Genomic DNA, 24,244 nt, shown 5'->3' with positions numbered 1-24,244 from the left:
CAGCCCACGACTGGCGGGAATCGGACCCGGCTGTGGCCGGGCCGGAGGGGTGGCTCATGGGTCTTCCGCAAGCCACCAGGTAGCCCACCGTACGGCGGCGCCGGTCCCGCCGTACCCCGTTCCCGTCGTCGCGGCGCCGAATCCCGAGGACCGTATCGGCCGGGGAGGGAGTGGGACGCCGGCCGAAGGAGGGCGGGCGCGCTGGGGGCAGCGGCGGCTGGGGGGAGCGGGGGCTGCGGGGGGTTACTTGGTGGAGATGCCTACGCCTAGGTCGAATTCGCGGTAGACGCGGGCCCAGAAGCCGTCGCGTAGCCATACTCGGGCCTCGGGGTAGGGGCGCAGCGAGTGGCCGAGCTCCTTTTCCGCCTCGATGAGCAGTTCGGTGTCGATGACGGTCGGCAGCAGCGGGCCGGGGAGCAGGTCGCGGATGTTGTCGCGGCCGCGGGTGAGGATCCACTTCTGCGCGACGTGCTCGCCGACCTCTTCGACCCTCGGCCGGCTCGGCCCGAGCTTGGTGACCTGGCCGGGGTGCTTGACCGCGGGTTTGGCGCTGATCGCGGTGCGCCCGGCGAACACCTGGGCGGGCGAGGGCGGCGACGGCGCGGCGGCGGGCACGACCTGGGCGGCGCGGCTGAAGTAGGGCCGCAGGAAGTCGGCGCCCAGCTCTTCGACGGTGTCGGACTCCCAGACCAGGCGTTCGGCCTGGTTGGTGCCGTAGGGCGGCTCGACCCCCCACAGGTGGATGCGCACCCCGAACGTCTGGGCGGCCTCGACGGCGGGCACCATGTCCTCGTCGCCGGCGATCAGCACGGTGTCGCTCACGGCGTGGTGGCGGGCGAGGGCCTCGAGGTCGCTGCGGATCTGCGCGTCGACGCCTTTCTGCTGCCCCCGGGCGTTGAGGTTGCCGAGGCGCACCTTGACCCAGGGAAGCTGCGCGATCACGCGCTGGTCGACCGTGGGAACGCGGTCGCGGGCGGCGTCGTACCAGTAGACCCTCAGCAGCTCGCCGGGGATGCGCTCCATCGCGTGCTTCTTGAGGGCTTGGATGAGCTCGTCGGCGGCGACGCGATATTCCTTGCGCTCCTTGGCCCCCAGGATGACCTCGCCCGCCGCCGCGTAGAGATAGCCGACGTCCACGAGGACGGCGTATTTCGCCGCCACGGGATGCGGTGTGAGGTCCGGGATTGCCATGCTCTCCTCCAGGCCTCGGTCCTAGTTGATGATCGGCTGACTATATTCCCCCATTTCTAGATAGTCCCAACTCTTAGCGCGCTTGACACCCACTTCGAAAGATCTAATGAGGCCGTGAGCTTGCCCGCCACGCTCCTGGCCCCGTAGGGAACACCCTTCTCATCTGATGTGCTGGGTTACGCCACGTTTCGCGGCTTCGCGCGGGTTGAGCAGGTTTTGAGGCTCTTGTCGCGATGGCGATGACCAGCGCGGCGACCTCCTCGGAAGTGGCGTCGCCGTGAATGATCCTCAGATAGGGCTGATCCATGGACGGCTCCTACAGGGGGATGTTGCCGTGCTTCTTCGGCGGCAGGGTCTGGCGCTTGTTGCGGAGCGCGCGAAGCGCCCTGACGATCTGGATCCGGGTGTCGGAAGGCCTGATCACCGCGTCGACGTATCCGCGCTCGGCCGCCAGGTACGGATTGGCCAGCGTGTCCTCGTAGTCGCTGATCAGGCGCGCCCGCTCCGTCTCGGGGTCCTCGGCCGTGGCCAGCTCCCGCCGGTAGAGGATGTTGACCGCGCCCTGAGCGCCCATCACCGCGATCTGGGCCGTCGGCCACGCCAGGTTGATGTCGGCGCCGAGGTGCTTGGAGCCCATGACGTCGTACGCGCCGCCGTACGCCTTGCGCGTGATCACCGTCACCAGCGGCACGGTCGCCTCCGCGTAGGCGTACAGGAGCTTGGCGCCGCGCCGGATGATCCCGTTCCATTCCTGATCCGTACCCGGCAGGAACCCCGGCACGTCCACAAAAGTCAGGACAGGGATATTAAAAGCATCACAAGTGCGGACGAATCGCGCGGCCTTTTCCGAGGCGGCGATGTCCAGCGTCCCCGCGAAGCTCATCGGCTGGTTGGCCACCACGCCTACCGAACTGCCCTCGACCCGCCCGAACCCGACGACGATGTTCGGCGCGAACTCCGCGTGGATCTCCAGGAACTCGCCGTCGTCGAGCACGTGCTCGATCACCCGATGCATGTCGTACGGCTGGTTCGCCGAGTCGGGGATCAGCACGTCGAGCTCGCGGTCGGCGTCGGTGACGGTCGGCTCGGCCGGGGAGTCGAACGCCGGCACCTCGTCCATGTTGTTGGACGGCAGGTAGGACAGCAGCGCCTTGGCGAACTCCAGGCAGTCGTTCTCGTCGGCCGCCTCGTAATGGGCCACCCCGGACCTGGAGTTGTGGGTGTGCGCGCCCCCGAGCTCCTCGAACGTCACCTCCTCGCCGGTCACCGTCTTGATGACGTCCGGCCCGGTGATGAACATGTGGGACTTCTCGCGCACCATGAGCACGAAGTCGGTCAGCGCGGGAGAGTACACCGCGCCCCCGGCGCACGGCCCCATGATGAGGGAGATCTGCGGGATCACCCCGGAGGCGTGCACGTTGCGCTTGAAGATCTCGGCGTAGAGGCCGAGCGAGACGACGCCTTCCTGGATGCGGGCGCCTCCGGAGTCGTTGATGCCGACGACCGGGCAGCCCGTCTTCAGGGCGTGGTCCATGACCTTGACGATCTTCTCGCCGAAGACCTCGCCGAGCGAGCCGCCGAAGACCGTGAAGTCCTGCGCGAAGACCGCCACCGGACGGCCCGCCACAGTGCCGTACCCCGTCACGACCCCGTCGCCGTACGGCCGCTCGTCCGCCATGCCGAAGCTGGTCGACCTGTGGCGGGCCAGCTCGTCGAACTCCACGAAGGACCCCTCGTCGAGGAAGGCGACCAGCCGCTCGCGCGCGGTCATCTTGCCCCTGGAGTGTTGCTTCTCCACCGCGCGCGCGGACCCGGCGTGGGACGCCTCTTCGCGGCGTCGCTCCAGGTCAGCGATCTTTCCCGCGGTGGTGTGCGGGTCGATGCCGTCGAGGTGTGGAACCGGGTCAGCACTCATGCCCGTAGGTTAGCCCGCCGCTCACATCCGCGGTCATCCGGAGGTGGAGTAGCGCCCCCGGTTAGAGTGAACGGCATGACCAGTTTCGCCGCCGGGGGCGGCTCGCCCGTGATAGCGGGCTCCGCCGAAGCGGTCCGGACCCACAAGCTGTACAAGCGGTTCGGGCAGCAGGTGGCGGTGGCGGGAGTCGATCTCGTGGTGCCGCGTGGCAGCTTCGCCGGCCTCGTCGGGCCGAACGGCGCGGGCAAGACCACCACGCTCAGCATGATCACCGGCCTGCTGCTGCCCGACGCGGGCTCGGTCGAGGTCAACGGGGTCGACGTGTGGCGTGACCCCGTCGCGGTCAAGGCCCATGTCGGTGTGCTCCCCGAGGGGCTGCGGCTCTTCGAACGGCTCTCCGGCCGCGAACTGCTCACCTACAACGGCCAGCTCCGCGGCATACCGAAGGACGAGGTCGCACAGCGCGCCGAGGAGCTGCTGAAGGTCATGGACCTCACCGGCTCGGCCGACAAGCTGGTCGTCGACTACTCCACCGGCATGCGCAAGAAGATCGGCCTGGCCGCCGCCCTGCTGCACAACCCCGAGGTCCTCTTCCTTGACGAGCCCTTCGAGGGCGTCGACCCGATCAGCGCCAACACCCTCGTCGAGGTCCTCCAGCGCTACACCTCCTCCGGCTCGACCGTGGTCTTCTCCAGCCACGTCATGGAACTGGTCGAGCGGCTCTGCGACTGGGTGTCGGTCATGAACCTCGGCCACATCGTCGCCCAGGGCCCGCTCAGTGAGGTGCGCGGCGACCACACCCTCAACGAGGCACTGCTCGACCTGGTCGGCGCCCGAGGCAACGGCGAGGAGGGCCTGTCATGGCTCGGCTCCGCCCGCGCCTGATCTCTCCGGACCCCGGCTTGGCCGGGCGCCGCCGTCACGTGATCTCTCCGGACGCCGCCCTGTTCCTGGTCCTCAGCGGGGAGGGGCCGTCATGGCCTGGCTCTTCGTCCGGCTGAAGCTGCGGCTGATCGCCGGCAACCTGCGCGGCGACGTCATGCGGCAGGTCGGCTTCGTCTTCACGTTGATCGCGGCGGCGCTGGCCGCGTGTGGCGGCTTCGCCCTGATGAGCCTGCTGCGGCTCGCGCCTCCCGATGTGGCGCTGGACGCCGGCATGGTGCTGTTCACCCTCCTCACGCTGATCTGGGTGATCGGCCCGCTGCTCGTGTTCGGCGTCGACGAGACGCTCGACCCCGCGAGGCTGGCGCTGTTCCCGCTGACCGCACGCCAGATGGCCACCGGGATGTTCGCCGCGTCGGTCACCGGGCCGTGGCCGCTGGCCTCGCTGTTGGTGCTCCTCGGCGCCGTGGTCGGGCTGTCGCGCAGCCTGACCGGCGTGCTGGTCGGCCTGGTGGCGGCGGTGCTGCAGCTCGCGTTCTGCCTGGTGGCCTCGCGGGTCGTCACGACGGCGCTTTCGGGGGTGCTGCGCACCCGGCGCGGCCGTGACCTGCTGGCCGTGGGCGTCGTGTTCGTCATCCTGCTGACCCAGGTGCCGAACCTGCTGCTGAACCAGGGCGTCGGCGGCGACCCGCGCGTGTTCCTCTCCGGCCTCGCCTCGATCGTGCGGTGGGGGCCGCCGGCCATGGCCGCGCACGCCATCGCCGACGGCGCGCTCGCCGGGCTGGCCGAGATCGCCGTCGTAGGCGTGGTGGTGCTCGCCCTCGGCGACGTGTGGATCGCGGTGCTTCGCAGGGCGATGGTGCGGGCCGACTCCTCGACGCAGGTCGGCTCGGTGCGCCGCAGCCGCTTCGACGGGTTGCTTCCCGCCGGTCCGCTCGGCGCCGTCGTCGCCAAGGAGCTGAAGTACGTCCGCCGCGAGCCGCGCGGGCGCATGGGCTGGATGGCGGCGGTCGGCTTCGCCGGGATCTTGATGTTCTCCCTGAGCGGCGGCCCGAACGGCCTGGAAGGGGCGGCGCTGGCCGTCGCCCCCGCGTGCATCGGCGCGCTCATGATCGGGCTCCAGGCGTCCAACGCCTTCGGCATCGACGGCCGTGCCCTGTGGATGAACGCGATCGTGTACTCCTCCCAGCGCGACCTGCGCACCGACTTCGCGGGGCGGCACCTGGCCGTCTCGCTGGTCGCGGTCCCGCTGCTCGCCGTGCTGTCGATCGCCGCCGCGCTGTTCGCCGGGTATCCGCCCTGGGTGCTCCCCGCTCTGCTCACCTCCGCGGGCCTGCTGCAGATCGCCCTGGGCGTGGGGGCGGTGACCAGCGTGGTGCTGCCCTACACCTATCCCGAACGGATCAACGCCTTCACCAGCGCGGCTCCGGGGCAAGGCGGGGTGGCGTTCGCCGGGTCGTTCGGCGCGATGCTGGGCACGAGCCTGCTCGCCGTCCCAGTGGTGCTGCCGGTGTTCCTGGGACTTACCTGGGTCGCCTTGCTGGCCGTGCCGTACGGCCTGGCGGTGGCCTTCGCGGGCCGGCGGCTGGCCGCCATGATCGGCTACGCCCGCCTCCCCGACCTCCTCACTGCTGTATCCCGTCCCTCCTGAACTTCTGACCATCTGTCCCGGACGTCGTTCACCCCGGCGTCCGCGACGGTTCACCGGCTCGCCGCCAATGGTCTAGTCCAATGGATGAGACCGGTACTCGGTCGCCGGGACGGACTGGATACGCTTCGTGGTATGGCCGCCATCGCATCACAGCAGGCAGGACGTTCTCCTGTCGAACGGCACAGCGCCGTCTCCGAGATGCCCGACGAACTGCGCGCCGACGTGCGCATGCTGGGTGAGCTGCTGGGCCGGGTCATCGCCGAGGACGGCGGGCCCGACCTCCTGGCCGACGTCGAACGGCTGCGCAAAGCGGTGATCGCCGCCCGCCGGCGTGAGATGTCCGTCGACGAGGTGGCCGCGATGGTCGCGCAGTGGCCCATCGACAGGAGCGTGCAGATCGCCCGGGCGTTCACGTGCTACTTCCACTTGGTCAACCTGGCGGAGGAGCACTACAGGATCCGCATCCTGAGATCCAGGGACACCGGTGAGGGCGAGCTCCCGGAGTCGCTCGCGCAGGCCGTGCGCGAGCTCAAGAACGACCTCGGCGGCGACGAGCTCGCGCGGCTGATCGCCGGGCTGGAGTTCCGGCCGGTCCTGACCGCGCATCCCACCGAGGCCCGTCGGCGCGCGATCGTCACCGCGATCCAGCGCGTCAGCGTCCAGCTCGCCGAGTACAACGCGCCCGACCGGGGCGCCAACGAGCGGGAGGAGGCGCACCGCCGCATCCTCGAGGAGATCGACCTGCTGTGGCGCACCGCCCAGCTCCGGCACACCAAGCTCGACCCGCTCGACGAGGTCCGCACGGCGATGTCGGCGTTCGACGAGACCCTGTTCCGCACCGTCCCGCGCATCTACCGCTCCCTGGACGCCGCGCTCGCCGAGGGCACCGGCAGGCGCGAGCCGCTGGCGAAGGCCTTCATCCGCTACGGGAGCTGGATCGGCGGCGACCGCGACGGCAACCCCAACGTGACCGCCCGGGTGACCCGGGAGGCCGTGCTCATCCAGGCCGAGCACGTGCTGACCGCGCTGGAGAACGCCGCGACCCGCATCGGCCGCACCCTCACCGTCTCCGCCCAGTACAGCCCGCCCGGCAAGGAGCTGCGCGACGCGCTCGCCGCCGCGACCGACGACCACCCCGAGCTGGTCGCCGATCTCGCCAAGCGCTCGCCGAGGGAACCGCACCGCCAGTGGCTGCTGTTCGTGGCCGCCCGGATCGCCGCCACCCGCCGCCGCGACCTCGACCTGGCCTACCGCTCGCCCGACGAGCTGCTCAGAGACCTGCGCATCTGCCAGGCCTCCCTGCTGTCGACCGGGGCGACGCGCCAGGCGTACGGCGAGATCCAGCACCTCATCTGGCAGGTCGAGACCTTCGGGTTCCACCTCGCCGAGTTGGAGGTCCGCCAGCACTCCCAGGTGCACGCCCAGGCTCTGGAGGAGATCAAGGCCGGCACGCCGTCGGAGCGCACCGAGGAGGTGCTGGCCACCATCCGGATGATCGCCTGGATCCAGGAGCGGTTCGGGGTCGAGGCCTGCTCGCGGTACGTCGTGTCCTTCACCCGCTCGGCGGACGACATCGCCGCCGTCTACGAGCTGGCCGAGCACGCGCTGGGCGACCGCGCGCCCGTGCTCGACGTCGTGCCGCTCTTCGAGTCCGGCGAGGACCTCGCCAACTCGGCCGACGTGCTCTCCGGGATGCTGCGCCTGCCCGCCGTCCAGAAGCGCCTCGACGCCAACGGGCGCCGCCTTGAGGTCATGCTCGGGTACTCCGACTCGGCCAAGGAGCTCGGCCCGGCCGCCGCCACGCTCAAGCTGTACGACGCGCAGGCTGAGCTGGCCAGGTGGGCGCTGGCCAACGACGTCCGGCTGACGCTGTTCCACGGCCGGGGCGGCGCCCTCGGACGTGGCGGCGGCCCCGCCAACCGGGCGGTCCTCGCCCAGGCCCCCGGCTCGGTCGCCGGCCGGTTCAAGGTCACCGAGCAGGGTGAGGTGATCTTCGCCAGGTACGGCCACCCGGCGATCGCCCTGCGGCACATCGAGCAGGTGACCAACGCCGTGCTGCTCGCCTCCACCCCTTCGGTCGAGGCCCGCACCGCCGACGCCGCCGCCCGCTACCGCCTTCTGGCCGAGCGGGTCGCCGCCGCCTCCGAGCGCGCGTACCGTTCGCTGGCCGAGGCGCCCGGGTTCCCCGAGTGGTTCGGCCTGGTCAGCCCGTTGGAGGAGATCGGCTCGCTGCGCCTCGGCTCCCGCCCGGCCCGGCGCGGCCTCGGGGCCCCCAGGTCGCTGGACGACCTGCGCGCGATCCCCTGGGTGTTCGCCTGGGCGCAGACCCGCGTCAACCTGCCCGGCTGGTACGGCCTCGGCAGCGGCCTGCTCGCCGCCACCCGCGACGACGACACGACGGGGGACGAGCCCGGGCCTGGCATCGAGGAGCTGCGCCGGGCCTACCGCGAGTGGCCGCTGTTCGCCTCGCTCCTGGACAACGCCGAGATGTCCCTGGCGAAGACCGACCGGCAGATCGCGGCCCGCTATCTGACGCTCGGCGGGCGGCAGGACTTCACCGACCAGGTGCTCGGCGAGTACGACCTGACCCGCAAGCTGGTGCTCGCCGTGACCGGGCACAGCCGGCTCCTGGAGAGCAGGCGCGTCCTGTCCCGCGCGGTCCAGCTCCGCGATCCTTACGTCGACGCCCTGTCCCACCTGCAGCTACGTGCCCTGTCGGCCCTCCGCGCCGAAGACGCCCTCTCGGACGACGAGCGCGAACGCCTGGAGACCCTCCTCCTCCTCAGCGTCAACGGCGTGGCCGCAGGCCTCCAGAACACCGGCTGATCCCGCGGAGCGGTGCGGTCACCCTTCCGGCGCGGCCGGAAGGGTGACGCGCTCCGGGGCGGAGTAGATGTTGAAGCGTTCGGCTCGGAGGAAGCCGACGAGGGTCATGCCGAACTCTCTGGCCAGGTCCACGGCCAGCGAGGAGGGCGCGGACACGCCGCAGACCATGGGCAGGCCCGCGGCCATGGCCTTCTGCATGATCTCGTAGCTGGTCCTGCCGCTGACGAGCAGGAGGTTCGCGCCGAGTGGCAGCCGTCCGGACATCAGGGCCCAGCCGACCAGCTTGTCCACGGCGTTGTGCCGTCCGACATCCTCGCGGAGGGCGATCAGCGATCCGTCGGCGGTGAACAGGCCGGCGGCGTGCAGGCCGCCGGTCTTGCCGAAGATCCCCTGGGCCTGCCGGAGCCGCTGCGGCAGCTCGTACAGGACCTCGGCGGGCACCGGCGGGAGACCCGGGGGCGGCGAGGCCGTCGCCGGGTCCGTTCCGGCGCGGCCTGCGGAGTCCGGGGAACCCAAGTGAGCCGGACCGGAGGCGCCCAGCGAGGCGTGGCGGGCCCGGAGGGTGTCGAGGCTGGCGGTGCCGCAGACGCCGCAGGCGCTCGATGTCAGGAAATGTCGGTGCATGGTGGGCAGGTCGGGCAGGATCCGGCCGTGCAGGCGCACGGTGACCGTGTTGTAGCGGGCCTCGGGCGGCAGGTCCTCGTCGGTGCAGTACGCGATCGAGGCGATGTCGCCGGGGCTCACGATGCCCTCGCCGGACAGGAACCCGGCCGCGAGCTCGAAGTCGGCGCCCGGCGTCCGCATGGTGATCGCCAGGGTCCGGGTGTCGCCGCCCGCCGTGATGCGGATCTCCAGCGGCTCCTCGGTCGCCAGGTCGTCCCGCCGGTCGCGTACTGCGGCGCCGGACACCTCGCGCACCCGCGCCCTCGTCGTCGGCCCCGGACGCACGCGCCCGGCGGTGTCCATGGCGCGGTCGTCCCGGCCGACGGTGGTCATGGGGCGATCTTCCGCAGGGTGACGACGGCGTTGTAGTCCGGGATGCGGGCGTCCGGGGACCGGCGGGCGGCGTCCAGGAGCACGTTGCCCTCCGGCCAGTGGATCTGCAGGTTGCCGGGGGTGAGCGGCGCGCGCAGCACGCGCCCGGTGAAGCTGCCCGCCGCCCCCTTCAGCTCGATCTCGGCCCCGTCGGGCAGTCCGAGCCGGTCGGCGTCGTACGGGCTGATCAGCACGGCCTCGCGGGTGGCGCCGTTGAAGCCGTCGCGCCGCTCGTGGACCATGCTGTTGAACTGCTTGCCGCGCCGCGTGGCGACCATGAACGATCCGTCGGGACGCCGCAGCTCGGGGAGCGCGACGGGCGAGAAGCGGCCGAGGCCGTCGGCGGTGGGGAACCGCCCGCCGGGGCACAGATGCCGCCCGCCGTACTGCACGTTGTCGCCGAACCTCGCCAGCCCGGCGATCCCGCTGTAGAACGGCACGGCGTCCTCGATCTCCCGCCGGATCTGCGGCGTGCCGCCCGGATAGCGGATCTTACCGGCGAGCTCGGGCCGCGCGCGTGCGGCGAGCTCGGTGAAGATCTTCCACTCCGGCCACGCCTCGCCGACCCGCGGCCCCTCGACCTCGGGGGAGAAGATGACGCGGCGCTCGGTCGAGGTCTCGGTCACGCCGCCCTCCATCTCATACCGGGTCTGCGCCGGGAGCAGCAGGACGTCGCCCTCGGACTCGACGAGCATCTGGCTGGAGGGCACGATGTCGATGTGGACCCGCAGCGAGAGCCGGGACAGCGCCTCGCGGCAGTAGGCCGGATCGGGGAGCACCTCAAGGAAGTTGCCGCCCGAGGAGATCAGGACGTCCAGCTCGCCCGCGTGCGCCGCGTCGATCATGTCGGTCGCGGTGAGCCCGGGCGTGGCCGGCACCTCGAAGCCCCACTTCTCGCCGAACCGCGCGGCGTTCTCCGGGGTGACCGGCAGGCCGCCGGGCAGGCCGGTGGCGTAGGCGCCCATCTCGGCGCCGCCCTGCACCCCGCTGTGCCCGCGGATCGGCATGAGCCCGCAGTGGTCCCGTCCGACGAAGCCCCTGGCCAGAGCGAGGTTCACGATCGAGCGGACGTTCTCCTCGCCGTAGGAGTGCTGGGTGATGCCCATCGACCAGACGAGCACCGCCGACTTCGCCTCGCCGAGCAGCTTGGCCAGCTCGTACATCTGCTCCCGCGTTGCGCCGCTGAGCGCCTCCAGCGACTCCCACGACTGCTCGGCCACGGCCCGCCGCGCGTCCTCGAAGTCCGCGGTGTGCTGGTCGATGAACGTCTTGTCCAGCCAGTCGTTCTCGACGAGATGCTTGAGGACGCCGTTGAGGAAGCCGATGTCGCCGCCGACGTTCACCCCGAAGAAGTGATCGGTGATCTTCGTGCCGAACAGCGCCGACTCGGCGTTGGAGGGCACCCAGTAGTTCTGCATGCCGGGCTCGCGGTAGGAGTTGACCATCGCGACCTGGGTGCCCGCCTTCTTGGCGTGGTACAGGTACTTCATGGCGACCGGCTGGTTGTTGGACGGGTTGGAGCCGATGAAGACGATCAGGTCCGAGCCGATCCAGTCGGTGTAGGAGCAGGTGGTCGCGGCGGCGCCGATGGTCTGTTTCAGCGCGACCGTCGAGGGCGAGTGGCAGATGCGGGCCGCGTTGTCGATCGAGTTGGTGCCGAGCGCCCGCACGGCCTTCTGCGCCGCGAAGTAGTTCTCGTTCGGGACGCCCCGGCTGGTGAGGTAGGCGCCGAACCGCGTGCCGTCCAGGTGGGAGGCGGCCAGGTCGAGCGCCTCGTCCCAGCCGACGCGGGTGAAGCCCGGCTCTCCCCGGCGCCGCAGCATGGGGTAGGGCAGGCGGCCGAGGTCGCGCAGCTCCGCGCTCCTCATCCCCGCCAGGCCCGACACGTCGGACAACGCCGAGGGGTCCAGCGCCGGCATCGTGTTCAGCTTGAGCAGGCGCAGCCGGATGTTGCACAGATGGATCTCGTCCATCGTCCAGTCGCGCATGCCCTGGGTGCCGAGGGCACAGCCGTCACAGGTGCCCTGGGTCAGGATGCGCCAGGCGTAGCGCCGGTTCCCCTTGACCGACCGGAACGCCTTCCACAGCTCCAAGTAGTTGTTGGGCTTGCGCTCGCCGATGCCGAAGGGCTTCCAGCTCGCCCAGTTCCGAGGGTCCAGACGCTTGCTCACCGGACGTTCACCTGTTCCTTGTCCCGCTGCCGGTCATTCGCGCGGCTTACTCATAGCATCACCCTTCACCCCGATTTGACTAACCGGAGGACGCGCCGGGCAGGTGGCGCGGGCCCGGCGGGCCGTCGTTCCAAGCCGAAATGATGGCCGTGTTACCGAGTGTTGGCTGCTCATCCCGCTAACCGGGCCGCGCCACCCCGCGCGAGGGAGGAGGATGGACCGGTGCTTGACTCGCCGTACAACGATCTCGACCGGCCGCCTCTGTCGCAGGCGGCGCTGACCAAGGCCGTCGTCCGCCCGGGCGTACTGTGGTCCCGGCTGTCGGTCGTCGACCGCACCGGGTCCACGAACGCCGATCTGGCGCAGGCCGCGCGCGAAGGCGCGCATGAGGGCGCCGTGCTCATCGCCGAGCTGCAGCTCGCGGGGCGCGGGCGTCTCGGACGCGTGTGGACGGCGCCTTCGCGGTCCGGCCTGACCTTCTCCCTGCTGCTGCGGCCCGCCGTCCCCCCGGCCAGGCAGGGCTGGGTGACGCTGCTGGTGGCGCTGGCCGCCGCGTCGGCCGTGCGGCGCGTCGCGGGCGTGGACGTCCGGCTGAAGTGGCCGAACGATCTGCTCGTCGGGGAGCGCAAGCTCGCCGGCGTCCTGGCCGAGCGCGTGGAGGGCGCCGTCATCGTCGGCATGGGGCTCAACGTGTCGGTGCGCCCCGAGGAACTGCCGGTCGGCACCGCCACCTCCCTCGCCATCGAGGACGCCGAGTGCACCGACCGCGATCCGCTGATGCGGGCCGTGCTCCGGGAGATCGAGACGCACTACCGCGACTGGGTGGCGGCCGAAGGGGACGCCGACGCCTGCGGGCTGCGGGCGGCGTACAGGGCGATGAGCGCCACCATCGGCAACGAGGTCCGGGTCGAGCTCCCCGGTGAGCGCGTGCTCGAAGGGGTCGCCACGGGCGTGGACGGCTCGGGCCACCTGCTGGTCCGCTCCGGCGGCGTCGACCATTCCTTGAGCGTGGGGGACGTCGTCCACGTGCGTCCGGCCGTCGGCTAGCCGGCCTGGTGCACCGGCGACCTTGTGCAGGTCATCTCGTGACCTGACAGGGCAGACGTGGGGGAGATCGGCGTGCCACGATTTGCCCCATGGGTCTCCCTGAACATCATCTGACGGTGGGGGAGCGGGTCGTGCACTCGTTCCATCCGCACTGGAAGCGCCTTGTCCTGCCTTTCATCGCGCTGCTCCTTGTCATCGCCGCGTCGAGCGCGGCGTTCATCCTCATCCCCACGGACTACGAGTACGCCCAGATCGCGTGGATAGCGGTGGCGGTCGTCTCGGTGGTCGCGCTGGCACTCTGGTCGTTCATCCCGTACCTGCGGTGGAAGACCACCTCGTACACGCTGACGACCCACCGGTTCAACATCAGCACCGGCATCCTGAGCAAGTCCGACGACGACATCCCGCTGGCCAAGGTCAACAGCGTGAGCTCCGACCAGACCTTCGTCGAGCGGATGCTGGGCTGCGGGACGCTCGTGGTCGAGTCGGCCTCGGACAAGGGCGAGATCAACCTGAGGGACATCCCCAAGATCCAGACGGTCCGGTCGGAGCTGTTCCGGCTGGTGGAGGACGCGGCCGACGGGGACATCGACGGCCGGTGATGCCCCGAAGGTGGCGTAACCTCCTGAAGGTGCGTGAGAGCGAGACCGTGGGCCGTCCCACGGCCGAGCAGATCGAGCGGCTGTTCGTCGGCTCGGCGCCTCGCCACACCCGGGGGGATGTGGCGAGGCTGGCCGGGGTCTCCCCGCAGCTGTCCCAGCGCATCTGGCGGGCCCTGGGGTTCGCCACGCCCGCCGACGACACGCGAGCCTTCACCGACGCCGACGTTCGGGCGCTGCGCCGCGTGGCCGGCCTGCTGGATGGCGAGCTGATCGACGAGGAGACGGTCGTACGGATGGCCCGCGCGCTCGGCCAGACCACGGCCAGGCTCGCGCAGTGGCAGTCCGAGATCATCATCGGCGCGATGCTCGATCGGGACGAGCCGCCGGGCGACGAGGAGATGGCGGGCGTCATGGAGACGACCCGGCGGCTCCTGCCCGACTTCGAGGCCCTGCTGGTCCATGTCTGGCGTGCCCAGCTCGCCGCGGCCGGCACCCGCCTGCTCGCGATGGCCGACCTGAACGCCGAGACGGTGCCGGGGCGCCTGACCCTGGCCGTCGGGTTCGCCGACCTGGTGTCCTTCACCCAGGTGTCGCGCGAGCTGGACGAGCAGGGCCTCGCCGAGCTGGTCGAGACCTTCGAGTCCAAGGCCTCCGACGTCATCGCCGGCCACGGCGCCCGCCTGGTCAAGACCCTCGGGGACGAGGTGCTGTTCACCGCTCCCACGGCCGAGCAGGCGGCGCGCATCGCGCTCGACCTGGTGGACGTGCTCCGCGAGGAGGGCAGGGAGGTGCGCGTGGGGCTGTCGTACGGTCCGGTGCTGCCGACCATGGGCGACGTCTTCGGTACGACGGTGAACCTCGCCGCCCGGCTCACCGCGATCGCCCGGCCCTGCACGGTGCTCGTGGACCCCGGCGTCGCGGAGGCGGTGGAGGGGAGCCCTGGCCTGGTGATCCAGCGCATCCGCCGGAGACCGGCCCGCGGGCTCGGCCTCATCCAGCCTCATCTGCTCCGCCGTTCCTGACGGCGGGGAGGAAGCGTCATCATTGTCAACGCCATCAACGTGTCGATATATACGTTGATGCAGGTCCATAAAGGGAGGGACGCACCATGCCGTACGAAGTCCAGGGTGTGATCGCGGGAGGCAAGGGCGAGGCCGTGACGGTGCAGACCGTCATCGTTCCCGACCCCGGGCCGGGCGAGGCCGTCGTCAACGTGCAGGCCTGCGGGGTCTGCCACACCGACCTGCACTACCGCGAGGGCGGGATCAACGACGAGTTCCCCTTCCTGCTGGGCCACGAGGCCGCCGGCGTCGTCGAGGCGGTGGGCCCCGGCGTCACGGGCGTCGCCCCAGGTGACTACGTGATCCTCAACTGGCGTGCCGTCTGCGGCAACTGCCGGGCCTGCCTGCGGGGCCGCCCGTGGTACTGCTTCGCCACGCACAACGCCACGCAGAAGATGACCCTCGCCGACGGCACGCCGCTCTCCCCCGCCCTGGGCATCGGGGCGTTCGCCGAGAAGACGCTGGTGGCCGCCGGGCAGTGCACCAAGGTGGACCCCGACGCCCGTCCCGCCGTGGCCGGTCTGCTCGGCTGCGGGGTGATGGCCGGTCTCGGAGCCGCGATCAACACCGGCGGAGTCTCCCGAGGTGACTCCGTCGCCGTCATCGGGTGCGGCGGGGTCGGCAACGCCGCGATCCTGGGGTCCTCCCTCGCGGGCGCCTCGAAGATCATCGCGGTGGACGTGGACGACCGCAAGCTCGACCTGGCCGGCCAGTTCGGCGCGACGCACATCGTGAACTCCAGGACCGCCGACCCCGTGGAGGCGATCCGCGAGCTCACCGGCGGCCACGGAGCCGACGTCGTGATCGAGGCCGTCGGCCGGCCGGAGACCTACAAGCAGGCCTTCTACGCGCGCGACCTGGCGGGCACGGTCGTGCTGGTGGGCGTGCCGACACCGGACATGACGCTCGAGCTGCCGCTGCTGGACGTCTTCGGCCGCGGCGGGGCGCTGAAGTCCTCCTGGTACGGCGACTGCCTGCCGAGCCGCGACTTCCCCATGCTGATCGACCTCTACCTCCAGGGCCGGCTGAACCTCGACGGGTTCGTCTCCGAGACGATCGAGCTGGACCAGGTCGAGGAGGCCTTCGCCAAGATGCACCGTGGCGAGGTGCTGCGGTCGGTGGTGGTCCTGTGACCTGGACGCGGCACTCGACGGGGGAGACCATGCGGGGGGATGGAGCGCGATGACCATCGGGAAGATCGTCACATCGGGGACGTTCACGCTGGACGGCGGCACCTGGAACGTCGACAACAACGTGTGGCTGGTGGGGGACGACCACGAGGTGGTCGTGATCGACGCCGCGCATGACGCGGAGGCCATCCGGCAGGCGGTCGGCGACCGGCGGCTGAAGGCGATCGTCTGCACCCACGCGCACAACGACCACATCAACGCGGCGGGGGCGCTGGCCGACGCGACCGGCGCCCCGATCCTGCTGCATCCGGCCGACGACGCGCTGTGGGAGATGGTGTACGGCACGGAGCGGCGGTACGAGCCGCTCCACGACGGCGACGTGATCAAGGTGGCGGGCGGGACGCTGCACGTGCTGCACACGCCCGGCCACGCTCCGGGAGCCGTCAGCCTGTACGCGCCGGAGCTCGGGGTCGTGTTCACGGGGGACACGCTGTTCTCGGGCGGGCCGGGGGCCACCGGGCGCTCGTACTCGTCGTTCGACACGATCATCGACTCCATCAGGGACCGGCTGCTGGTCCTGCCGTCCGGAACGGTCGTGCACACCGGCCACGGCGATTCGACGAGCATCGGCGCCGAGGCGCCGGACCTGCAGGAGTGGATCACCCGAGGGCATTGACGCAGGTCAGCGGCATGGCAAGGGAAACATTCCACGGGTGTTGCCTAGCTCACATAGGCACGCCTCACCTTGGTGGGCTATCTTAGGTATGCCTTACCTTGCTTCCCCCGTGAAAGGCCTCTCCTGCCATGTACGTATGCGTCTGCCAGGCCGTGACCGAGAGCGAGGTACACGACTGCATCGCCGCCGGCGCCACGAGCGCGCGCCAGATCCGTGATGCCACGGGCGCCGGCCGGGACTGCGCGACATGCGTCCGGAAGATCTGTGCGATCCTGAAGAGATCAGACGAACTCGTCGTGACCGCATAGATCAAGGGGGCTGCCCATGCAGGGGGACAGAGAGATCATCGCTCTGCTCAATGAGCAGTTGACGTCGGAGCTCACCGCGATCAACCAGTACTTCCTGCACGCCAAGATGCAGGAGCACTGGGGGTACGGCAAGCTCGCGGCCACCACCAGAGCCGAGTCGATCGACGAGATGCGACACGCCGAGGTGCTCACCGACCGCATCCTGTTCCTCGAGGGTCTTCCGAACTACCAGAAGCTCGGCACGCTGCACATCGGGCAGACCGTGAAGGAGCAGCTGGAGTCCGACCTTCAGCTGGAGATCGAGGTCGTGCGGCGCCTGCGTCCCGGCATCCAGCTCATGCGCGAGCGGGGCGACGTCACCTCCGCCCGCATCTTCGAGAACATCCTCGAAGACGAGGAACACCACATCGACTACCTCGAGACCGAGCTGCAGCTGCTCGAGGCCCTCGGGGAGGCGCTCTACCTCCAGCGCTTCGTGGACACCTCCGGGTCCGACGCCGAGTCGTAGCCCGGCGCTCCGCTCCGCGTCATCCCGAGAAGATGGCGCGGGTAGGGATGGGGCGCTTGGGGTAGGAGGCAATGCGGGTGGGCTCGCCCGAGTTTCTGAGTCTTTGCCCAGGTCAATTGGTGGGTCAACGACGAGTCAAACCGCGCGCTGTACCCGGGAAACGATCGCCTAAGGTCCTACGATCGCTTTATGACCTGCGTACTTCTCGCCGAGGATGACACCTCGATCTCCGAGCCCCTGGCGCGCGCACTGCGCCGAGAGGGCTATCAGGTGGAGGTGAGCCCTGATGGCCCGCAGGCCCTGGAAAGGGCTCTGTCCGGGGGCGTCGACCTCATCGTGCTCGACCTGGGCCTGCCTGAAATGGACGGCCTGGAGGTCGCCCGCCGCATCCGCGCCGAAGGGCACGGCACGCCCGTGCTCATCCTGACCGCACGTGTCGACGAGGTCGACACCGTGGTCGGGCTCGACGCCGGTGCCGATGACTACGTGACCAAGCCGTTCCGCCTCGCGGAACTACTCGCCCGGGTACGCGCGCTTCTGCGTCGCGGCACGTCCGAGACCCCAGTGGTCCAGGGCGTGCGCATCGACGCGGACTCGCGCCGTGCCTGGATGGGGGACAAGGAGCTGCATCTCACCACCAAGGAGTTCGACCTACTTCGCGTGCTCGTCCGCGACGCCGGCAAGGTCGTCACGCGCGAGCAGATCATGCGGGAGGTGTGGGACACCAACTGGTGGGGTTCGACCAAGACTCTCGACATGCACATCTCGTGGCTGCGACGCAAGCTGGGGGACGACGCCGCAAAGCCGCGCTACATCACCACGGTCCGTGGGGTCGGCTTCCGATTCGAGCGCGAATAGCCCATAGCTAGATGCGCCGTAGGTTGCTCTCCTCGACCCTGGTGGTCGCGGCCATCGCGGTCTTGCTTCTGGGGGTTCCGCTCGGTCTGGTGGTCACCCGCCTCATCAATGACGAGGCGGTCCAGCAGCTCCGGGCTCAGGCCACGCTGCTGCTCAGTCAGGTCGAGTATGCCCGCATCGAGGATCGACCCATCGATCCCGACGAATTGCAGCGGCAGTACCCCAGCAGGTATGTCCAGATCTTCATCCGCAACAGCCCGACGGTCATCGTCGGCACGGAGCCGCCGCCCGACCGGCAGATGACGGAGGAGACCCACTCGGAAAGTGGGGTCTATGTCCGGATAACGCGCGACCGAGCCCAGGTCGAGCGCAACGTCCGGGGATGGCTCATGCTCATCGTGGCTCTCGCCGGGCTGGCGCTGGCGGTCGCCGTGTCGCTAGCCGTCGTGCAGTCACGCCGGCTCACCCTGCCGCTCCTGGACCTCGCGAGGATCGCGGAGCGGCTGGGATCAGGTGACGCCCGGCCGAGCAGGCATCGCTACGGCATACCCGAGCTCGACCGGGTGGCCGAGGTGCTCGACCGCAGCGCGACGCGCATCGCCGATTTGCTGAGCCGGGAGCGGGAGTTCGCCACCGACGCCTCCCACCAGCTCCGCACGCCCCTCACCGGGCTCACCATGCGGCTGGAGGAGATCGTGGCCGCCGCCGACCAGCCCGCCATCGTGCGCGAGGAGGGAGAGGCCGCGATCGTCCAGGCCGAGCGGCTCACCGCCGTCATCGACGAGCTGCTCGCCGCCGCCAGACGGCAGCGCCATTCGCAGGCGGAGGCCATCTCCGTCGACGAGGTGCTACGCCAGCAGGTCACCGAGTGGGAGCCGGCCTTCCGCCGGGCCAGGCGGACGCTCCACCTGGCCGGCGACCGCGACCTGCGCGCCATGGTCAGCAAGGGCGGCCTGAGCCAGGTCGTGTCGACGCTGCTGGAGAACTCGCTGGAGCACGGGGACGGCCCGGTGACGATCACGACGGGCAGCTCGGACAAGTCCATCGTGATCGAGGTGGCCGATCAGGGGCCCGGCATCCCGGAGCATCTGCGCGCCCGCGTGTTCGACCGTAATGTGAGCGGCGCCGGGGGGACGGGGCTCGGGCTGACGCTGGCCCGCGCGCTCACCGCCTCCGACGGTGGCCGCCTGGAGCTCGTGCGGCCGCGCCCTGCCGTGTTCGCGCTCTTCCTGCGACCGGCCGCCGAGACCGCCCGCCACCGCGTGGTCAGCGGACCCGCTTGAGGTCGCGCGCCCGTGTGAGGTCGCGGGCGGGGTGTGCGGTCAGCGGGCCGGAGTGACGCCCGGTGCCCGGTCGGCGGCGCTGGCCTGCGCGCCGGGGGTGTCCGGCGGCAGCTGCGGGTGGGGCATGCCGTGCGTGCCGCCGTGGGGCGCGCTCCCGCCGGTCGCGGGACCGGCTTCGGGAAGCCCGGTGTGCGGGTCGACCGCGGGCAGCTCCGGCGGCAGGAACACCCATTTCTTGTACGACCAGAATCGGAACAGCGTGCCGAGGGCGGTGCCGATGATGAGCGAGGTGTTGTAGCTCAGCGGGTCGCGCATTTCGAGCGTGTATTCGACGAAGCCGATGATGAGCAGCGAGATCAGCAGGCCGATGCCGTTGAGCACGAAGAACAGGAAATACTCGCGGGCGAGGCCGGTCTGCTCGCGGTGCCGCCAGGTCCAGAAGCGGTTGGCCAGGTAGGCGAGGGTGGCGGCGACCACCGTGGCGATGACCTTGGAGGTCAGCGGCCCGAGGTGCGCTCCGTACCGCATGAGGTTGGTCCCGCCGAAGTCGACGACGAAGGCGGCGGCGCCGACCGTCCCGAACTTGGCGAGCTCTCGGAGAAGCGCGGAGAACTGGTCATACAGACGACGGATGAACTGCACAACGGTCCTTCCTGCGGTTCCGGAGCCCCATCAGGTTACCGGTGCGGGGGGTGGCCTCGCGTCTTGTCGCAACAGGTCCCCATAAAACCCATTTGCTGAAATATCCGGATTTTCACTGCTAGTAACGGAGAAGGTGCGCTAGGCTGCGCCGCAGATCGCAAAGGTGTGCCATGGAGAGGTGGCTCCTAGCGTGCTGCGCCGACTGGTCGCTCTGGGAATCGGTGTCGCTCTGCTGACCGGCTGTGGCGCGGAGAGCGGCGGCAGTCCGGCCACGGCGGCGGGCCCCACGACCGACACCGCACCCGCCGCCCGTACCTTGGGACAAGGCGAGGCGACCACCGCTTTCGGCGTGCTCGAGGAACTGGCCGACGCCTGGAAGAAGCGCGACTGCGACAAGATCCTGTTCCTGACCACCTCCGCCGCGAGCGAACTGGGCGGCCGTGCCTGCGAGGCGACCCGGAACGGCCGTCCAGTTCCCGCGCGCGTCGACTACGGCGATGTCGAATACTTCCTGCCCGACCGCCCCGAGGAACACCCGTGGTTCGTCGCGCTGGCGCGCAAGCCCCAGCCGTCCTACTTCGTCTTCGCCTACGAGGACGACCGCTGGCGGCTGGCGAACGGCCCCATCCAGCTCGTCGGGGACGCGCCGGTCCTCAACGCCGACGAGACGACCCGCGCCGTCCCCACCGACGACCCCGAGGACGGGCTGCGCGCCAGGCTCGTCCCGCAGAAGCATCTGGCCTTCCTCTCCGATCGCGCCGGGCTCAGCGGGGTGCGGTTCGCCTCGGGCGACCCGATGCGGAACCTGCTCTCCGAGCTGGTGAAGAAGCCCTCCACCGTGCGTCCCGACCGGCTCAGCTACGACTTCCAGCTGATCCCGGGGGAGACCAGGGCCCTTGGGGTGGGCGGCGGTGGCGCGCTCGTCTTCCACGCGATCAAGATCATGTACACCCAGAAGGCGCACTCCCGCAAGCTCGCCCACCCGCTGTTCGGCGCCGACGCCGTACGGGTCTTCACCGGCAAGGCGAGCCCCGCCACCATCCACGTCACCGAGGTGGTCCTGCTGGCCACCAAGGTCGCCCCCGACGGGAAGCTGACCACCGTGGCCATGTCCAGGGGCCTCGCCGACATCACCCCCTGACCGGGCACGGCCGGCGCCACCGTCCGCCGCCGCGGCCCGGACCGGGGGACATCACGGTCACCTGGCCGCCATAGGTAGGGTTTGGGCTTGTGACCAGTGTTGTGACCAGGAGGGGAACACCTCCCATCGGGCCCGTCGTCGGCATGGTGGGCGCGGGCCAGCTTGCCCGGATGACCCAGCAGGCCGCCATCGCGCTCGGCGTCGAGCTGCGCGTCCTCGCGAACTCCTTCGACGAGAGCGCCGCGCGGGTGATCGCCGACACGCGGCTCGGCGACTACCGCGACCTCGACGTGCTGCGCGAGTTCGCCGAGGGCTGCGACGCGATCACCTTCGACCACGAGCACGTGCCGACCGGCCATGTCCAGGCGCTCGCCGCCGGCGGGCTCGCCGTGCGCCCGGGAGCCGAGGCGCTGGTGTACGCCCAGGACAAGGCCGCGATGCGCGAGCGTCTCACCGCGATCGGCGCCCCCTGCCCCGCCTGGGCGCGCGTCTCATCCGCGGACGACCTGGAGGGCTTCGGCAAGGAGCACGGGTGGCCCGTGGTGCTCAAGGCCGTGCGCGGCGGCTATGACGGCCGCGGCGTGTGGGTCTGCTCCTCGGTGGAGGAGGTCGCGGAGGTTCTCGCCGGCGGCACCGAGGTGATGGCCGAGGCGTTCGTGCCCTTCGAGCGTGAGCTGGCCGTGCTGGTGGCGCGGTCGCCGCACGGGCAGGGCGTCAGCTACCCCGTCGTGGAGACCGTCCAGCAGGACGGCGTCTGCGTCGAGGTGATCGCGCCGGCGCCCGGGCTGGACCCCGAGGAGGCCGCCCAGGCCCAGCACATCGCGCTCAAGATCGCCAACGAGCTGGGCGTGACCGGCCTGCTCGCCGTGGAGATGTTCCAGCTTCCCGGGGGGAAGGTCATGGTGAACGAGCTGGCGATGCGCCCGCACAACAGCGGCCACTGGACCATCGAGGGCGCCCGCACGTCGCAGTTCGAGCAGCACCTCCGGGCCGTGCTCGACCTTCCCCTCGGCTCGCCCACTCCGGTGGCGCCCGTCGTGGTGATGGTCAACGTGCTCGGCGGCGCCGACCCCGACGTCTTCGCACGGTACGAGCACGTGATGGCGCACGACCCGGGGGTGAAGGTCCACTTCTACGGTAAGGAGGTGCGGCCCGGCCGCAAGATCGGGCACGTCACCGCGTTCGGCACCGACCTGGACGAGGTGCGCGCCCGCGCCCGGCATGCCGCCGTCCACCTGGCCACGGGGGAGTACGTCTGATGGCCGGCGCTGCCGTGGTCGGCATCGTGATGGGCAGCGACTCCGACTGGCCGGTGATGCGGCTCGCCGCCGAGGCGCTCGGCGAGTTCGGCGTCCCGTTCGAGGCGGACGTGGTCTCCGCCCACCGCATGCCCCAGGAGATGATCTCCTACGGGGAGCGGGCGGCGGAGCGAGGGCTGAAAGTGATCATCGCAGGGGCGGGAGGAGCCGCCCACCTGCCCGGCATGCTCGCGGCCGTGACGCCGCTGCCGGTCATCGGCGTGCCGGTGCCGCTGAAGTACCTCGACGGCATGGACTCCTTGCTGTCCATCGTGCAGATGCCCGCCGGGGTGCCGGTGGCCACGGTCGCGATCGGTGGCGCCCGCAACGCCGGGCTGCTCGCCGTGCGCGTACTCGCCGCGTCGGACGAGGGGCTGCGGGGGAAGATGACCGAGTTCCAGTCGTCCCTCCGGGACCAGGCGCACGCCAAGGGAGAACGGCTCCGCGCCGAGGCCGAGACCCTGGGGTCCGGCGGCCTGTAGCCCCCCAAGGCGCTCCGACGCCGGCCAAGGGGGGTTTCGCGTAGTGGCCCAGGGGCTGCGGGCCCGCCGTGCCGTCAGGGGCGGCCCAGGGCGCGGTAATGCCAGCCGGCGGCGCGCCAGGTCTCGGCGTCCAGGGCGTTGCGGCCGTCCACGATCTTGCGGGCGGCCACGACCTCGCCCAGCTTCTCCGGGTCGAGGTCGATGAACTCCTGCCACTCGGTCAGCAGCAGCACGACGTGCGCTCCCTTGGCCGCCTCCAGCGCCGATCGGCCGTATCCGAGCGCCGGGTGGGCCATGCGCGCGTTGTCCAGCGCCACCGGGTCGTACACCGTGACCTTCCCGCCCTGCTCGCGGATGTTCACGGCCACGTCCAGCGCCGGCGAGTCGCGGATGTCGTCGGAGTTCGGCTTGAACGCCGCCCCGAGCACCCCGACCGTGCAGCCGCGGAACGAGCCGCCCGCCAGCTCGCGGGCCAGGTCGACCATGCGGGCCCGGCGGCGCATGTTGATGGCGTCCACCTCGCGCAGGAACGTGAGCGCCTGGTCGGCGCCCAGCTCGCCCGCGCGGGCCATGAACGCCCTGATGTCCTTGGGCAGGCAGCCTCCGCCGAAGCCGAGGCCGGGGTTGAGAAACCGGCCGCCGATGCGCTCGTCGAACGACAACGCCAGCGAGAGGTCCTTGACGTCGGCGTGCGCCGCCTCGCATACCTCGGCCATCGCGTTGATGAACGAGATCTTGGTGGCGAGGAAGGCGTTGGCCGCGACCTTGACCAGCTCCGCGGTCGGATAGTCGGTGATGATCAGAGGCGTGCCCTCCGCCAGCATCGACTCGTACACCTCGCGCATCACCTTCTCCGGCTTCTCGGAGACGACGCCGAGGACGATGCGGTCGGGGTGCATGGTGTCGCGCACGGCGAAGCCCTCACGCAGGAACTCGGGGTTCCAGGCGAGCTCCACCAGGTCTCCGGCCGGCGACAGGCGCGCGAGCTTGTCGGCGAGCCGTTGCGCGGTGCCGACCGGCACGGTGGACTTGCCGATGACCAGGCACTCACGGGTGAGGTGCGGGGCGAGGGACTCGACCACCGCGTCGAGGTAGGAGATGTCCGCCGCGTACTCGCCCTTCTTCTGGGGCGTGCCCACGCAGATGAAGTGCACGTCGCCGAACTCGGCGGCCTCCTGGTAGGAGGTGGTGAAGCGGAGCCGGCCGGACGCGAGCCCCTGCTGGAGCAGCTCCTCCAGGCCAGGCTCGTGGATGGGAAGCTCTCCCGCTTGCAGTCGCGCCACCTTCACCGGGTCGACATCAAGGCCGATCACCTCGAAGCCCAGTGCGGCCATGCACGCCGCGTGCGTGGCACCCAAGTATCCGGTCCCCAGGACCGTCAGGCGATAGGACACGAGCGTGCTCCTTCCATATACGACTGTCGACCCAATCTTTACTGTTACGTTGCCGAGGCATGTTACCGGTCCCCCCGTCTCCAGCAACAGTACAAAGCGGACATTTCGCCGGAGCGGTGTCCTTCCTATACCCCTGCGTCGCC

Annotated in this window: 22 protein-coding genes; 15 read left to right on the top strand and 7 right to left on the bottom strand. The window is 70.5% G+C overall.

All coding sequences use genetic code 11. From position 1 onward, the window contains the following. Positions 1-243: 243 nt before the first annotated feature. The 3 genes from MYF83_RS19295 to MYF83_RS19285 all read right to left on the bottom strand — a co-directional run bounded on the left by MYF83_RS19295 (position 244) and on the right by MYF83_RS19285 (position 3,106). The gene (locus MYF83_RS19295; RefSeq protein WP_248961858.1) at positions 244-1,191 is read right to left on the bottom strand and encodes an NYN domain-containing protein; all 948 of its coding nucleotides are present in this window, start codon (positions 1,189-1,191) and stop codon (positions 244-246) included. Positions 1,192-1,294: 103 nt separating this feature from the next. Continuing rightward, entirely contained in the window at positions 1,295-1,498 is a 204-nt protein-coding gene (locus tag MYF83_RS19290; RefSeq protein WP_248961857.1) for an acyl-CoA carboxylase subunit epsilon, read from the bottom strand. Between the two features lie 9 nt (positions 1,499-1,507). After that, complete coding sequence (locus tag MYF83_RS19285; protein WP_248961856.1) at positions 1,508-3,106, bottom strand: acyl-CoA carboxylase subunit beta; 1,599 nt, start codon at positions 3,104-3,106, stop codon at positions 1,508-1,510. Between the two features lie 75 nt (positions 3,107-3,181). Here MYF83_RS19285 and MYF83_RS19280 point away from each other — a divergent pair, with 75 nt between their 5' ends. From MYF83_RS19280 to MYF83_RS19270, 3 genes are all read left to right on the top strand, one after another. Next, complete coding sequence (locus MYF83_RS19280; RefSeq protein ID WP_248961855.1) at positions 3,182-3,991, top strand: ABC transporter ATP-binding protein; 810 nt, start codon at positions 3,182-3,184, stop codon at positions 3,989-3,991. Positions 3,992-4,082: 91 nt separating this feature from the next. Then, entirely contained in the window at positions 4,083-5,639 is a 1,557-nt protein-coding gene (locus MYF83_RS19275) for a hypothetical protein (protein WP_248961854.1), read from the top strand. A gap of 132 nt (positions 5,640-5,771) precedes the next feature. Beyond that, positions 5,772-8,465, top strand: coding sequence for a phosphoenolpyruvate carboxylase (locus MYF83_RS19270; RefSeq protein WP_248961853.1), 2,694 nt, complete (start codon positions 5,772-5,774; stop codon positions 8,463-8,465). Between the two features lie 18 nt (positions 8,466-8,483). On the opposite strand, the gene MYF83_RS19265 is transcribed toward MYF83_RS19270, so the two are convergent. Next, positions 8,484-9,461, bottom strand: a complete 978-nt coding sequence (locus MYF83_RS19265; RefSeq protein WP_248961852.1) for a formate dehydrogenase accessory sulfurtransferase FdhD — start codon at positions 9,459-9,461, stop codon at positions 8,484-8,486. Beyond that, positions 9,458-11,671 (bottom strand): FdhF/YdeP family oxidoreductase, encoded by a 2,214-nt coding sequence (locus MYF83_RS19260; RefSeq protein ID WP_248961851.1) that lies wholly within the window; start codon positions 11,669-11,671, stop codon positions 9,458-9,460. Before MYF83_RS19260 ends, MYF83_RS19265 begins: the two co-directional genes overlap by 4 nt. Before the next feature lie 222 nt (positions 11,672-11,893). Between MYF83_RS19260 and MYF83_RS19255 the strand changes: the two genes are divergently transcribed. The 9 genes from MYF83_RS19255 (at position 11,894) to MYF83_RS19215 (ending at position 19,144) form a co-directional block, all read left to right on the top strand. Beyond that, positions 11,894-12,718 (top strand): biotin--[acetyl-CoA-carboxylase] ligase, encoded by an 825-nt coding sequence (locus MYF83_RS19255; protein WP_248961850.1) that lies wholly within the window; start codon positions 11,894-11,896, stop codon positions 12,716-12,718. 89 nt (positions 12,719-12,807) lie between these two features. Beyond that, entirely contained in the window at positions 12,808-13,320 is a 513-nt protein-coding gene (locus tag MYF83_RS19250; RefSeq protein WP_248961849.1) for a PH domain-containing protein, read from the top strand. A gap of 29 nt (positions 13,321-13,349) precedes the next feature. After that, positions 13,350-14,342: an adenylate/guanylate cyclase domain-containing protein gene (locus MYF83_RS19245; protein WP_248961848.1), complete on the top strand. Its 993-nt coding sequence runs from the start codon at positions 13,350-13,352 to the stop codon at positions 14,340-14,342. An 86-nt stretch (positions 14,343-14,428) separates the two neighbouring features. Further along, positions 14,429-15,514 carry an S-(hydroxymethyl)mycothiol dehydrogenase gene (locus MYF83_RS19240; protein WP_248961847.1) on the top strand — a complete coding sequence of 362 codons (1,086 nt, stop codon included), beginning with the start codon at positions 14,429-14,431 and terminating at the stop codon, positions 15,512-15,514. A gap of 49 nt (positions 15,515-15,563) precedes the next feature. Further along, positions 15,564-16,187 carry an MBL fold metallo-hydrolase gene (locus MYF83_RS19235; protein ID WP_248961846.1) on the top strand — a complete coding sequence of 208 codons (624 nt, stop codon included), beginning with the start codon at positions 15,564-15,566 and terminating at the stop codon, positions 16,185-16,187. A 128-nt stretch (positions 16,188-16,315) separates the two neighbouring features. Beyond that, a complete protein-coding gene (locus MYF83_RS19230) occupies positions 16,316-16,495 on the top strand; it encodes a (2Fe-2S)-binding protein (RefSeq protein ID WP_248961845.1) in 180 nt (59 codons plus the stop codon). 16 nt (positions 16,496-16,511) lie between these two features. Then, positions 16,512-17,003, top strand: coding sequence for a bacterioferritin (gene bfr, locus MYF83_RS19225; protein WP_248961844.1), 492 nt, complete (start codon positions 16,512-16,514; stop codon positions 17,001-17,003). Positions 17,004-17,192: 189 nt separating this feature from the next. Beyond that, the gene (locus MYF83_RS19220; RefSeq protein WP_030451323.1) at positions 17,193-17,861 is read left to right on the top strand and encodes a response regulator transcription factor; all 669 of its coding nucleotides are present in this window, start codon (positions 17,193-17,195) and stop codon (positions 17,859-17,861) included. Between the two features lie 11 nt (positions 17,862-17,872). After that, positions 17,873-19,144, top strand: coding sequence for a sensor histidine kinase (locus tag MYF83_RS19215; RefSeq protein WP_248961843.1), 1,272 nt, complete (start codon positions 17,873-17,875; stop codon positions 19,142-19,144). A gap of 39 nt (positions 19,145-19,183) precedes the next feature. Here MYF83_RS19215 and MYF83_RS19210 read toward each other — a convergent pair whose 3' ends face one another. Next, a complete protein-coding gene (locus tag MYF83_RS19210; RefSeq protein WP_248961842.1) occupies positions 19,184-19,786 on the bottom strand; it encodes a GtrA family protein in 603 nt (200 codons plus the stop codon). A 190-nt stretch (positions 19,787-19,976) separates the two neighbouring features. Between MYF83_RS19210 and MYF83_RS19205 the strand changes: the two genes are divergently transcribed. From MYF83_RS19205 to purE, 3 genes are all read left to right on the top strand, one after another. After that, complete coding sequence (locus tag MYF83_RS19205) at positions 19,977-20,927, top strand: DUF8094 domain-containing protein (RefSeq protein WP_248961841.1); 951 nt, start codon at positions 19,977-19,979, stop codon at positions 20,925-20,927. 89 nt (positions 20,928-21,016) lie between these two features. Next, positions 21,017-22,186, top strand: coding sequence for a 5-(carboxyamino)imidazole ribonucleotide synthase (locus MYF83_RS19200; RefSeq protein WP_308201471.1), 1,170 nt, complete (start codon positions 21,017-21,019; stop codon positions 22,184-22,186). Further along, entirely contained in the window at positions 22,186-22,707 is a 522-nt protein-coding gene (gene purE, locus MYF83_RS19195) for a 5-(carboxyamino)imidazole ribonucleotide mutase (RefSeq protein WP_248961840.1), read from the top strand. Before MYF83_RS19200 ends, purE begins: the two co-directional genes overlap by 1 nt. A 74-nt stretch (positions 22,708-22,781) precedes the next feature. Here the strand turns inward: purE and MYF83_RS19190 are convergent, their stop codons facing one another. Beyond that, the gene (locus tag MYF83_RS19190; RefSeq protein ID WP_248961839.1) at positions 22,782-24,101 is read right to left on the bottom strand and encodes a UDP-glucose dehydrogenase family protein; all 1,320 of its coding nucleotides are present in this window, start codon (positions 24,099-24,101) and stop codon (positions 22,782-22,784) included. Between the last annotated feature and the right edge of the window lie 143 nt (positions 24,102-24,244).

This window comes from Sphaerisporangium perillae (genome assembly GCF_023276435.1).
GTDB classification, from domain to species: domain Bacteria; phylum Actinomycetota; class Actinomycetes; order Streptosporangiales; family Streptosporangiaceae; genus Sphaerisporangium; species Sphaerisporangium perillae.
This window is presented reverse-complemented; position numbering and strand designations above follow the sequence as displayed.